Raw genomic sequence first — 12,283 nt, 5'->3', positions numbered from 1 at the left:
GGCGATCCGCCAGATATTGTATCAGGTCCGCGCGCCCGGCCGGTCGAGTACCGCGCGGATACGCTCGTTCAGCTCGGCGCGGCGATAGGGTTTGCGGATCAACTCATAGGAGCGTGCACCCTCGTCAATCGCTTCATCGGCAAAACCGGTGGTCAGTAGCACCGACAGCCGCGGGTAGTCCCGCCGGACCGCCTGCGCCAGCGCCACGCCGTTCATCCCACCGGGCATCAGGATATCGGTGAACAGCAGCTGGAAATCGCTGTCCTTGGCCAGATGGTCGAGCGCCTCGCGCGCGCTGCGGGTCAGGACGACATCATAGCCCAGATCCTCGAGCATCGACTTGCCCAGATCGCCGACGTCCTCCTGGTCCTCGACCATCAACACTCGCTCGACACCGCCGCTGCGCGCAGGCTGGACCGGTGTGGCGCGCCGTTCGGTCACGCCCGCCGCGCGCGGGAAGTACAGCGTGATCACCGCACCCTCTGCGTCGGGCTCGGCGGTGGCGAGGCCGCCCGACTGGCGCATGAAGCCATAGACCATGGCAAGGCCGAGCCCCGCGCCCTTCCCCATCTCCTTGGTGGTGAAGAACGGGTCGAAGATCTTGTCGGCGATCTGCGGATCGATGCCCGGCCCGTCATCGGCGATGCGGACGATGACATATTCGCCGGGCTCCAGATTGGCGGGGCCCTCCGGATCGTCCGGCGACTGGATCATGTTGCGGGTGGAGATGGTGATCTCGCCCTGCCCCCCATCGCGGGCCAGCGCCTCGCGCGCATTGGTGACGATGTTGAGCAGCGCCATCTCGGCCTGGACCGGATCGATCCGGCAGTTCCAGAGATTTTCCTCCAGCCGCTGACGCACGACCACCCGGTCGCCCGCCGTGCGATTAAGGATCGGGCGGAAATCCTCAATCAGCTGGTTGAAGTTGAGCAGCCGGTCGCGCAACTCCTGCTTGCGGGCAAAAGCAAGCAGCTGCTGGGTCAGCGTCGCACCACGCGCCGCCGCTGCGCCGATCGCCTCGACCGCGCGCCGTCCGCTGCGGTCATTTTCGTCGACCCTGGCTTCCAATATGTCGGCATAGCCGATGATGACCTGAAGCAGATTGTTGAAGTCGTGCGCGATGCCGCCGGTCAGCTTGCCGACCGCCTCCATCTTCTGCGCCTCGTGCAAGGCATCCTCGGCCTCGCGACGGCGCGAGATGTCGAGTTGGCTGCTGAAGAAATAGACCAGCTCACCCGCATCGTCATAGACGGGCGACACGAACAGCGCGTTCCAGAAGGTCGAGCCGTTTTTGCGATAATTGAGCAGCTCGACCGCGATCTCATCACGGCGCTCCACCGCCGCCCGAACCTGCGCCACCACGTCGCGGTCGGTTTCCGGCCCCTGCAGAAACCGGCAATTGGTGCCCAGAATCTCCTGCTCGGAATAGCCGGTCATGAAGCTGAAGGCTTCGTTGCAGAAAACGATGGGGTTGTCCGGCTGGCGCGGATCGGTGACGATCATCGGCATCCGCGTGGTCTTCACCGCCGCGAAGAAGATGTCCGACTGGCCCGAATGCGGCTGGCGCGCATCGGCGATCGGTGGGGACGACACGTGGGAGCGCGTCGACTTCGTCATATCGTGCGTCTCATCGGCCGGGTCCATGCCCATCGAACCCGGTCAGGTGCCGCCGGTTCCACCCGCCCAGCGATACGAGTGGAAAAGGCGGCAGTTGGGATCAGCGGCCTTCGCGGGTGATCCGGGCGATTTCGCGCGCGACCATCGCCTCGACCATCTCAGGCAGGTTCGCGTCGAGCCAGTCGCGCAGCATCGGACGCAGCATCTCGCGGACCATCCCCTCCAGGGTGCCGTCGCTGCTCGGTTCGGGCTTGACCATCATACGGCTGAGCGCCTCCAGGGAACCGCGACTGGCCTGAGCCGCGCGCGGGGATACGATCGCCTCCTCGGCATCATCCTCTTCGTCCAGCGCGGCGAGAGCCGGCGCGGCGACGGGAGCGGGCGGCGCGACCTGCGCCACCGGTTCGGGCGCCGGGGCCGGAGCGGGCACAGGCGCGGGCTCGACCACGCCGCGCATCGCCGATTCGGCGGCACGGGCGGCGGCGGCCTCGACCTTCATGCGCAACGGCATGGGATCGCTCAGTTCGAGGACCTCGGGCGAATCCTCATCGACGACCGGCGACGGCACGGGGCGCGGCTGGCGACGCTGGCGCGCAGGCACCTCCCCCTCTTCGGCGATGATTCGTTTGATCGAGGAGAGGATCTCCTCCATCGACGGTTCGGCGCTGACTTCACCCATGACCGCAATCCCCATTGAAGCCCCCCAAGGCCCCGCGTCCGGCCTTATTGCCGACTTGGTGCCGATGCACCTGTGGTTAATGCGGGGCTTCTGTCAACAGGGGCGTTGACGTCGGCGTCGAGCGGACGGGTCACCGCCGCCGTCTGCGCCGGGGTCGCGGCGGTCGTGCTGGCGATCGGAGCGGGCTCGCCATCGCCGTCCCAATCGTTGATGCGATTGCGCACACGCTTATAATTGGTGACCGGATCGTAGAGCGGACCGCCGTCCAGCCCCAGGTCGCGCGCCTCGGCATTGCCCATGGCGGCGATCAGCGCAAAGCCCGCGACATAGGCGTCGCGCCGCGCGGTCACCAGCGTCACCTGGCTGTTCAGCAATTCCTGCTCGGCGTTCAGGATGTCGAGCACGGTGCGGGTGCCGACGCTGTTTTCGGCGCGCACACCCTCCAGCGACAGCGAGTTGGCGCGCACCGCCGATTCGGCCGACAGGATCACCTCCTGCGAGGATTGCCAGACCGCATAGGCGGAGCGGACCTGCGCCACCACCTGCCGTTCGGTGCCGGTCGCATTCTCCAGCGCCTGGCCCCGCAGCGCCTCGGCCTGGCGAACCTGCGCCGCCGGGCGACCGCCCTGGAACAGAGGCATGGTCAGCTGCGCGCCCACGGTCGCGTTGACGCCCGAGCCGGGCACGTTGCCAGCCCCCGGCGGGGCGTTGATCGAGCCGAGATAGTTGAAGTAATTGCCGCTCGACACCGCCGCGACGCGCGGCAGCCGATTGGCCCGCGCGACATTGATGTCATAGCGGGTGGCATCCGCAGCCCGCCGAGCCGCGATCAGCTGCGGATTCTGCTCCAGCGCAACGGCCACCGCCTGGTTGGGCGAAGCTGGCAGCGTGGGAAGCGCGGGCGGCTGTTCCAGCCCGACCGGCGCGACACCGACCACCGCGACATAATTTTCGCGGCTGGAGATCAGGTTGGCCTGCGCCGACTGAAGCTGCGCACGTGCCTGAGCCAGACGCGCCTCGGACTGCGCCACGTCGGTCCGGGTCAGGTCGCCGACCTGGAACCGATCGCGCGAGGCGCGCAGGTTCGTGTCCAGCACATTGACGTTACGGGTGTTCAGATTGACGATCGCTTCGTCGCGGATGACGTTCATGTACGCCGCCACGACATTGGTAAAGAGGTTCGCCTCCACCCCGCGCAGCTGCGCCCGGCCCGCATCGACCCGCGTCTCCGCCGCTCGCACCGCGTTCTTGACCGCCCCGCCCTGATAAAGGGGCACCGAGAGCTGCAACGACCCGGTGCCGACCCGCTCGGGGTTCAGGAAGTTGTTGTTCGCAACGACGATATTGTCGGTGAACTGCCCCGAGCCTTGCAGCGACGGCAGGCCGCTGGCGCGGGCGATCGGCACATTCTCATCGGTCGCGCGCTGGGCGGCGCGCTGGCCGGTGATCGTCGGGTTGGTCTGGTACGCCCGCACCATCGCCTCGCGCAACGTCTCCGCCGAAGCCGCGCCGGTGAGCAGCAGGGCCGCGCCGATCGCGACGCCGGAAGACAGGGCAGAAGTCAGGTGCAGGCGCATGGTCCCTCAGAATTGGAAGGCGCGAGGACGGGCAAAGCCCGGCAGGATGGTGCATTCGGCATCGGCAAAGGCGCGCACGCCGTGGCCGCCCTCGGTCCGGCGGCCGCTGGCCAAGCGGGTCACGCCGTTTTCGACCAGGCCGGTGACAATGCGACCGCCGATCTTGACCTGCTCGACCAGCGCGGCGGGCAGTTCCTCGACCGCGCCGTCGATGATCAGCACGTCATAGGGCGCACCGGCGGGGTGGCCCGCGTTCAGCGGCGCTTCGACGATCTCGACCTTGGCCTCGCCCGACAGCGCGGTGCGCGCGGCGGCGGCCAGCTCGGCCTGTTCCTCGACTGCGACGACGCCCGCGACGATCTCGGTCAGCAGCGCGGCGGTATAGCCAGTAGCCGCGCCAATCAGCAGGACACGGTCGCCCGCTTCCAGATACGCCTCGGTCAGCAGCCGGCCGGTCGCCATCGGCAAATTGATCGCACGCCCCTGCCCCAGGTCCAGCGTGCCATCGCGATAGGCGACGGGACGCAAGCCCTCGGGCGTGAAGACTTCGCGCGGAACCCGCGCCATCGCGGCGACGACACGCTGGTCGCTGACCGCGGTCGTCCGCAACTGGCTCGCCACCATGGCGTGGCGCATCGCGTCGAAATTCGAGGAGTCATTGCTGGTCGTCATCATGGCCCATCCCTGTCGCACAACCGTTTTAGCTGCGCAATACACTAAATTGGTTCCCGCCGCTTCTATCGCGCGGGGGCTTTTCCGCCAAGCCGACAGCGATGAGAGAATATGATGTCACCCAGATGCCGTAAACGAGTCGGACTTTTTCAGAGCGATGCCCCAATCCCCTGTTGACGTCGCACGAAAAACCGCACACATGCCCGCCTCCCACGCATCGAGGCGCGATGGCGGAGTGGTGACGCAGAGGACTGCAAATCCTTGCACCCGGGTTCGATTCCCGGTCGCGCCTCCAAGCGTTTGTGCGACATAACGCACAAACGCCCTCATGACCAAAAAAAATGAGATCATGCGGCGTCAAATCGGGATCACCGCCTTAATCAATCAATAATAGCTGCAGAGCATTAAATGCTTTCGGAAGGAAGCATATGCATACTGATCTCTACTCCTTTTTCGCACCTCCTGGCTCGGACGAAGGTTCGATAATAACCCAAATTACAAATATTGCTCATTTGCACTCAGCCTCGGCGATCAATGTCTCTGGGACACCTTGGCCCTCCTCTCGCGGCCGAATATTAAAAGTGCAGATCAAGGGCGAGAAGGCTAGATGCCTTCTCTTCGCAGCCAGTCGTCCTTCTGGTATGAAGCACATTCGGTCTTGGTGACGGGAAAAATGAAAACGCCGCACCCACATCCGCTTCAAACTGTCCTTACACAGCACGCCAAGCTGCTGGACTGGGCGAATGGCAACTCAGGCCCGCAACATGCGGCCGTGGTAGGAGCTCTCGGCGAACTAGTAGCCTCGACCTATCTCGGCATACCAATCGTGAGCCACGTTAAAAGCGAACATGATCTTTCCAATGGCCTCGTCACCATCGAGGTAAAAACAGGAAAGGGCAAAAAGATGTCCGGAAAGATATGCGACGAAGTAGTCCAGGTAGATCTGGAGAGATCTTCGCGCGGACAGATACACGTAAAAGGCATTGACAAGCGCCCTCATCCAGACCCTGGAGATGGGCATTCACACTGGTTACCCGTACCTGACTTCACGAGCTTTCGCATTCTTTGATTGAATGACTCTCATCGTTTTTGGCCAGTACCCAGAATATTGAGCGAGGCACATTTGCCAATTTTTCACGTCGTCTATTGTCGATTCCTAGATCGATAAAGCGATAGACCATGCCCCCGTGCCTCGCTTAAACCTGCCGCTCGAAACGCTGAGGATGATGGATGCGCAACGGAACGATAGCAGCAACGATCGGACTTGCGCTGGGCGGGCTGCTTCCCGCCACGGCTTGGGTCCAAAATACGCCGCACGTTGCGGCGCGCAGCCGCTCCACTCCCCAGGCTCCCACCCAGACCGCACCGACAGCCGTCGACTACGATATCGCCTTCCCGCGCGCCCAGCATCACGAGGCGCAGGTCAGCGTCACCTATCGCGATCTGCCCGCCGGGCCGGTTCGCTTCCAGATGGCGCGCTCCTCGCCCGGACGCTACGCGCTGCATGAGTTCGCCAAGAACGTGTATTCAGTCTCCGCCGTCGATAGGGCGGGCCGTCCGCTGGCCGTCCAGCGCACCGATCCTTATGGCTGGACCGTGCCCGCTCATGATGGCACGGTGACCGTCCGCTACACGCTGTTCGGTGACCGGGGTGACGGCACCTATGCGCAGATCGATCCCACCCATGCGCGGCTGAACATCCCCGCCACCTTCCTCTGGGCGGTCGGTCAGGACGCGCGGCCGGTACGCGTCCGCTTCCATCCCGCGCCGGGCTGGAAGATCGCGACGCAGATGGTGCCGACCGACGATGCCAATGTCTTCACCGCACGCGACCTGCAATATTTCATGGACAGCCCCGTCGAGCTGTCCGCCTGGGACGCGCGCAGCTGGACGGTGGCGGACGGCGCGAAACGCTACAGCATTCGCCTGACCGTGCATCATGACGGGACGCCCGCCGATCTCGACCGGTTCGCCGCCATGGCGCAAAAGGTCGTCGCGCAGCATATTGCCGTCTTCGGTGCGCCGCCGCCCTTCGACTATGGCACCTACACCTTCCTGGCCGATTACATGCCGCAGATCAGCGGTGACGGCATGGAGCATCGCAACTCCACGGTGATCAGCCAGGCGCGATCGCTGGCCGCCGCCAATTTTTCGCAGATCCAGACGCTGAGCCACGAATTCTTCCACGCCTGGAATGTCGAGCGTATCCGTCCCGCCGAGTTGGAGCCGTTCGACTTCACCCGTGCCAACGCCACGCCGTCGCTGTGGCTGGCCGAGGGCTTTACCCAATATTACGGGCCGCTGGCGGTGGTGCGCGCGGGCGTGATGCCGCTGGACGATTACATCAAGCAATTGTCGGGCACGCTGAACGGCCTGATCAACACGCCGGCCCGACGCTATGGCGGACCGCAGGAGATGAGCCTGCGCGCCCCCTTCGTCGATGCGGCCCAGTCGATCGACCCGACCACCCCCAATATCTTCGTCTCCTACTACCCGTACGGCGCGGTCATCGCGCTGGCGCTGGACCTGGAGTTGCGCCAGCACTTCCCGCAGCTGTCGCTCGACGATTACATGCGCCAGCTGTGGCGCAACCACGGCAACCCGGAGCGCAGTTACCGCCCCGATGACCTGCGTATCGCGCTGGCGCAGGTGACCGGGGACCAGGCCTTTGCCGACCGCTTCTTCGCGCGCAGCGTGACCGCCAGCGGCCTGCCCGACTTCGCGCCGCTGCTCGCACAGGCGGGGTTGACGCTACGCACCGCGCGACCGGGCAAGGCCTGGGCGGGGCCCAGCCCGATCAAGGGCGATGCGGGCCTGTCGCTAGCCACGCCGACCGCGCCCGGCACGCCCTTTTACGAGGCCGGGCTCGACAAAGGCGACCAGATCGTCAGCGTCGACGGCACGCCGGTGACCACGCCCGAGGCCTGGGCGGCGCTGATCGACCGTCATGCCCCGAGTGACAGACTGGCGATCGTCTACCGCCAACGCGGCGGCGAGCGGAACGGGACGCTGACCCTGGCCGCCGATCCCACGATGGAGATCGTCCGCAACGAGGGGCTCGGCCAGGCCCTGACGCCCGAACAGGCGCGCTTCCGCCAGGCCTGGCTGGGCCCACGCCCGGTGCCCGCCCCATCGCCCATCGTCACAGGGCTGCGCTGAGGGCACTCAGCCGGGAACGCGCAAGCGGGCTGGCGGGTTAATCTCGGTGATCATTTCGGGGACGATGGGTCATCTCGACCCTTGCGGAGGGACGGACGCCATGCGAATGCGCGTCGAGGAGCCAGATATTTTGTGAACCACATTGAAATTCCGGGCCATCTGGCCGCCTATCTGGACCAGTCTCCGATCGCCTTGGCTCTGGCCGACGCGCGGGCCGACAACCCCCTCATCTTCATCAATCATGGTTTCCGTCAGCTGACCGGTTACACCAGTGAGGATATGGTCGGTCATAACTGTCGAATGCTGCAACGCGACGCCGACAATGTCGAAGCGCGCGAGCGAATTCGGGAGTTTCTGGCCAATGACCGGCAACTCAACGTGCGCACCATGCTGATCAATTTCCGCAAGGACGGTTCGCCCTTCGTCAATCTGCTCTACATGTCCAAGCTGCGGCTGCTGGGCGGCGACATGCCCTATATCTTCGCCTCGCAATTCGATGTCAGCCGGTCGCAGCCCGAGCGCCTGACCGCCTATGACGCCGAACTCGGCCGCACCCTGGGCAAGCTGACGCCGATCCTGGCCGAAAGCGGCATGGTGCTCGAAGGATCGCTGACCGCCATCGCCAACACCGCCGCGACCATCGCCCAGGCCAAGCTGACCCTGTCGGACCTCGACAGAGCAGCCTTTCCATGAGCAACCACGCACCCGCATCGCAACCGGAGGCGACCCAGGATCGCGGCGGCGCGCCGGTTCCGGTCGTCGGCATCGGTGCCTCGGCCGGTGGGCTGGAGGCGCTGCGCGAAATGCTGACGCCCGCGCGCGCGCCGACCGGCATGGCGTTCGTCGTGGTCCAGCATCTCGACCCCAATCACGAGTCCATGCTGGCCCAGTTGCTCGACCGCCACACCAATCTGGAGGTGCGCCAGTGCGAGGGGCTGGAGCGGATCGAGGCCGACCGCGTCTATATCATCCCGCCGGGCCGGGGCCTCGCCATTCGCGGCGGCGTGCTGGAGCTGACCGACTTCGTCCAGCCGCGCGGGCTTCGCCGCCCGATCGATGATTTCTTCCTGTCGCTGGCCAGCGACCAGCAGGCCAATGCCGCCTGCGTTATCCTGTCGGGCACCGGCGCGGACGGCACGACGGGCCTGCGCGCGATCAAGGAACATGGCGGCGTCGGTGTCGTCCAGAAGCCCGAGACCGCCCGCTATGACGGGATGCCCCTGTCGGCGGTCGGCACCGGCCTGGTCGATTTCGTCAAGCCGCCCAGCGAGATCCTGGACTGCCTCCACGCCTTCTTCTCGCGCCGCTCGGGCGAGCCCAAGGAGCATGAGGCGGAGGTCGTCGCCGATCATATCGACGATCTGTGCCGGGTGCTGCGCAATGCGGTCGGCCACGACTTTTCGGGCTATAAGCGCACGACGCTGGTCCGCCGGGTGGAGCGGCGGATGCACGTCCTCGGCATCGGCACCGGATCGGCCTATCTGGCGCGGGTGAAGAGCGATGCCGACGAGTGCGAAGCGCTCTTCCGCGACCTGCTGATCAACGTCACGCGCTTCTTCCGCGATGCCGAATTGTTCGAGACGTTGCGCACCAAGGCGATCGAGCCGCTGACCCGCAATCGCGACCCGGACGAGGATATCCGTATCTGGGTGCCGGGCTGTTCCAGCGGCGAGGAGGCGTATAGCATCGCGATGCTGTTCGCCGAAGCGGCGCGCGAAACCGGACAGCCGCTGGCGGTGCAGATCTTCGCGACCGATATCGACGAACAGATGCTGCAGATCGCGCGCGAGGGCAGCTATCCGGCCTCGGCGCTGGCCGACATCCCGGCGCCTTTGCGCGAACGCTACACCATGCCGCATGCCGAGCGGTTCACCATCACCGCGTCGATCCGCGACATGATCCGCTTTTCCAACCACAGCCTGGTCAAGGACCCGCCCTTTTCGCGGATCGACCTGGTATCGTGCCGGAACCTGCTGATCTATTTCGACGACCGGTTGCAGCAATCGGTGCTGCCGCTACTCCATTATGCGCTGCGTCCGGGCGGCTACCTGTTCCTAGGCCCGTCGGAGAGCGTCGGGCGGTTCGACCATCTCTTCCCCGCGATCGACGGCCATGCGCGGCTGTTCGAGCGGTCGCCGGGGTCACCTTCCTACCCCATCGACCTGCCCGGCGGCATGAACCGCAGCCCGCGTCGGCGCGGCGAACGGGGGGAGCGTGACGGCAGCGCGGTGAGCAGCGACGAGAGCATGATGATGCGCCGCATCGTCGATCGCTATGCCCCGCCCAGCATGGTGGTGGACCAGGACGGCGCCATCCTGGCGGCGTTCGGCAAGCTCAGCCGCTATTTCAACTTCCCCGTGACTCGTGCGGGCGGATCGAGCGCGGTGACGCTGGCGCGCCCCGGCCTGCGCGAGGTGATCGGCCCGATGCTCCGTCAGGCCCGCGACGCACGCAAGCGGATCGCGGCGCGCGACGTGGCGGTCACGACCGAGTTTGGCGTCCAGAAGGTCGAGGTTGTCTGCGATCCCATGACCGACGGATCGCTGCTGTTCCTGTTCCGTGACAGCGCACCGTTCAGCCCGGTCGAGGCGAGCGACCTGGCCGATCTGGAGCCCGGCGACGATCATATCGAGGCGCTGGAGGACGAACTTCGCCTGACCCGCCACCGGCTGCGCTCGACGGTCGAGGAGCTGGAGACGGCGAATGAGGAGCTGAAGAGCTCCAACGAAGAAATGATGTCGATGAACGAGGAGCTTCAATCGACCAATGAGGAATTGTCGACCGTCAACGACGAGCTGAAGACCAAGGTCGATCAGCTGACCATCGCCAATTCCGACCTGCGCAACTTCTTTGAATCGACCGACCTGGCGGTGGTGGTGCTCGACCGGAATTTGCGCATCCGCAGCTATACCGAGGCGGCACGGTCGATCTTCCCGTTGCAGCCCAGCGACAGGGGGCGGTTACTCGCCGATGTGTCGACGCGGCTGTCCAACACCGATTATCTGGACGGCGCGGCCGAGGTCGCGGGCGGCGGCGGCCCGACGCAGCAACGGGTCACGACGCGCGACGGTGAGCGGACGCTATCGCTGCGCATCCTCCCCTATCGCACCCAGGGCGACGGCATCGACGGCGCGACGCTGGTCCTGACCGACATCACCGATGCGCTCAGCATGGAACGCGAACTCGCCGCCGAGCGCGAGCGGCTGGACCTGGCCATCAAGGCGGGCGGAATCGGTGTGTGGGAGTATCGTAGCGGCACCGGCGAGATCATTCTGGACGAAACCGGCCGCCACCTCTTCGGCTTCGGCGAGCAGGACGATGCCGACCGCGTGGCGCAGGTGTTCGACCGGATCGTGCCCGAAGACCGGCCCGGCGTCGAACTGGCGCTAGCCGAAGCGATGGCCGGGCGCGGCGATTTCGAGATGACCTTCCGCCTAGACCTCGACGGCAAGGAACGCTGGATCAAGGGCTTTGGCCGGGTCGTCACCGCGTCGGCGCCGCACCGGATGGTCGGCGTATCGATCGACGTGACCGCCGAATATGCGATCGCCGAGACGCGCGAGCTGATGCTGCGCGAGATGAACCACCGGGTGAAGAACCTGTTCGCGATCATCTCCGGCATCGTGTCGGCCGCGTCGCGCTCGCATGACGACGTGACCGAGATGGCCGACGACGTGCGGGAACGGATCGCGACGCTGGGCCGCGCCCATTCGCTCGCATCGCCTGCCGGAGAGCAGCAGGCGATCGATCTGGGCTCGTTGGTGCAAGCGACGATCGCGCCGTATCAGGGACAGTCGACCATCCATATCGATGGCCCGACGCTGCTGGTCGACCGGCGGTGCCTGTCGCCGCTGGCGCTGATCCTGCACGAATGGGCGACGAACTCGGTCAAATATGGCGCGCTGGCCAAGCCCTCGGGCGAACTGGCGGTCAGCTGGACGCTGGGCGACAGGCAGTTGCACCTGACATGGGCGGAAACCGGCGGGACGCTTCCCGACGAAGAGGCGGGCAAGGGCTTCGGCACGCTGCTCGTCCAGACTTCATCTCGCCAATTGGGTGCGCAGTTGGAGCGGAAATGCGTCGACGGGCGTTTCCTGCTCAGCCTAGCTTTGCCGGAGAGCATTTTGTCGCATGACTAAGACGATTTTGCTGGTCGAGGACGAGTTCTTCGTGGCGCTGGATCTCCAGTCCATCATCGAGGATGGCGGCTATCAGGTCGATGGCCCCTATGTCAGCGTCGAGGATGTGCTGGCGCATCTGGACGGCGACAAACCCGAACTGGCCTGCGCGATCCTCGACGTGCGGCTGCGTGACGGAGAAGTGTTCCCGGCGGCAGAGCGACTGTGCGAAGCGGGCGTGCCCCTGATCTTCCATTCGGGCCATGCCGACGAACAGGCGCTGCAATCGCGCTATCCGGGAGCGGCTGTGTGCGGCAAGCCCTGCTCGCCGTCGCTGCTTCGCCGTACCCTGTCGATGGCGGTGTCGGGGCCAGAGGAGGCTGACCGGGCGGCGGAATGATGCCGGCCGGAGGCTCGGTGAGACATCCTGCCCTCCCCCAAGCGGGAGGGGCCGGGGGAGG

Annotated in this window: 9 protein-coding genes and 1 tRNA gene; 6 read left to right on the top strand and 4 right to left on the bottom strand. The window is 65.6% G+C overall.

Annotation, left to right across the window (positions count from 1 at the left end; genetic code table 11):
* Positions 1 to 21: 21 nt before the first annotated feature.
* The 4 genes from SB4_RS05810 to SB4_RS05795 all read right to left on the bottom strand — a co-directional run bounded on the left by SB4_RS05810 (position 22) and on the right by SB4_RS05795 (position 4,548).
* On the bottom strand, positions 22 to 1,617 hold the full coding sequence (locus tag SB4_RS05810) for a histidine kinase famiy protein (protein ID WP_058751836.1): 1,596 nt from the start codon (positions 1,615 to 1,617) through the stop codon (positions 22 to 24).
* A 100-nt stretch (positions 1,618 to 1,717) separates the two neighbouring features.
* On the bottom strand, positions 1,718 to 2,296 hold the full coding sequence (locus tag SB4_RS05805; protein ID WP_082670007.1) for a DUF2497 domain-containing protein: 579 nt from the start codon (positions 2,294 to 2,296) through the stop codon (positions 1,718 to 1,720).
* Between the two features lie 44 nt (positions 2,297 to 2,340).
* Positions 2,341 to 3,873: a TolC family outer membrane protein gene (locus tag SB4_RS05800; RefSeq protein WP_058751799.1), complete on the bottom strand. Its 1,533-nt coding sequence runs from the start codon at positions 3,871 to 3,873 to the stop codon at positions 2,341 to 2,343.
* Positions 3,874 to 3,879: 6 nt separating this feature from the next.
* Positions 3,880 to 4,548, bottom strand: a complete 669-nt coding sequence (locus SB4_RS05795; RefSeq protein ID WP_153006091.1) for a protein-L-isoaspartate O-methyltransferase family protein — start codon at positions 4,546 to 4,548, stop codon at positions 3,880 to 3,882.
* A gap of 218 nt (positions 4,549 to 4,766) precedes the next feature.
* On the opposite strand from SB4_RS05795, the gene SB4_RS05790 reads away from it, so the two are divergent.
* From SB4_RS05790 to SB4_RS05765, 6 genes are all read left to right on the top strand, one after another.
* Positions 4,767 to 4,840: transfer RNA gene (locus tag SB4_RS05790), tRNA-Cys, on the top strand.
* Between the two features lie 312 nt (positions 4,841 to 5,152).
* Positions 5,153 to 5,614 (top strand): hypothetical protein, encoded by a 462-nt coding sequence (locus SB4_RS19485; RefSeq protein ID WP_153006090.1) that lies wholly within the window; start codon positions 5,153 to 5,155, stop codon positions 5,612 to 5,614.
* Positions 5,615 to 5,775: 161 nt separating this feature from the next.
* Entirely contained in the window at positions 5,776 to 7,704 is a 1,929-nt protein-coding gene (locus SB4_RS05780) for a M61 family metallopeptidase (protein WP_058751797.1), read from the top strand.
* Positions 7,705 to 7,836: 132 nt separating this feature from the next.
* Positions 7,837 to 8,397 carry a PAS domain-containing protein gene (locus SB4_RS05775; RefSeq protein WP_058732792.1) on the top strand — a complete coding sequence of 187 codons (561 nt, stop codon included), beginning with the start codon at positions 7,837 to 7,839 and terminating at the stop codon, positions 8,395 to 8,397.
* Positions 8,394 to 11,843 (top strand): CheR family methyltransferase, encoded by a 3,450-nt coding sequence (locus tag SB4_RS05770; RefSeq protein ID WP_058751796.1) that lies wholly within the window; start codon positions 8,394 to 8,396, stop codon positions 11,841 to 11,843. Before SB4_RS05775 ends, SB4_RS05770 begins: the two co-directional genes overlap by 4 nt.
* Positions 11,836 to 12,222 (top strand): response regulator, encoded by a 387-nt coding sequence (locus SB4_RS05765; protein WP_058751795.1) that lies wholly within the window; start codon positions 11,836 to 11,838, stop codon positions 12,220 to 12,222. Before SB4_RS05770 ends, SB4_RS05765 begins: the two co-directional genes overlap by 8 nt.
* Positions 12,223 to 12,283 lie beyond the last annotated feature (61 nt).

Source organism: Sphingomonas sanguinis, from assembly GCF_001476905.1.
In the GTDB taxonomy this organism is placed as follows: domain Bacteria; phylum Pseudomonadota; class Alphaproteobacteria; order Sphingomonadales; family Sphingomonadaceae; genus Sphingomonas; species Sphingomonas sanguinis_B.
Note: the sequence above shows the minus strand (reverse complement) of the source record. Positions and strands in the feature narration are given on the sequence as shown.

Coding starts and splice junctions, on each gene's coding strand:
- SB4_RS05780 (WP_058751797.1), top strand. CDS start 5,776: ATGCGCAACGGAACGATAGCAGCAACGATCGGACTTGCGCTGGGCGGG.
- SB4_RS05810 (WP_058751836.1), bottom strand. CDS start 1,617: ATGACGAAGTCGACGCGCTCCCACGTGTCGTCCCCACCGATCGCCGAT.
- SB4_RS05805 (WP_082670007.1), bottom strand. CDS start 2,296: ATGGGTGAAGTCAGCGCCGAACCGTCGATGGAGGAGATCCTCTCCTCG.
- SB4_RS05795 (WP_153006091.1), bottom strand. CDS start 4,548: ATGATGACGACCAGCAATGACTCCTCGAATTTCGACGCGATGCGCCAC.
- SB4_RS05765 (WP_058751795.1), top strand. CDS start 11,836: ATGACTAAGACGATTTTGCTGGTCGAGGACGAGTTCTTCGTGGCGCTG.
- SB4_RS05800 (WP_058751799.1), bottom strand. CDS start 3,873: ATGCGCCTGCACCTGACTTCTGCCCTGTCTTCCGGCGTCGCGATCGGC.
- SB4_RS05770 (WP_058751796.1), top strand. CDS start 8,394: ATGAGCAACCACGCACCCGCATCGCAACCGGAGGCGACCCAGGATCGC.
- SB4_RS19485 (WP_153006090.1), top strand. CDS start 5,153: ATGCCTTCTCTTCGCAGCCAGTCGTCCTTCTGGTATGAAGCACATTCG.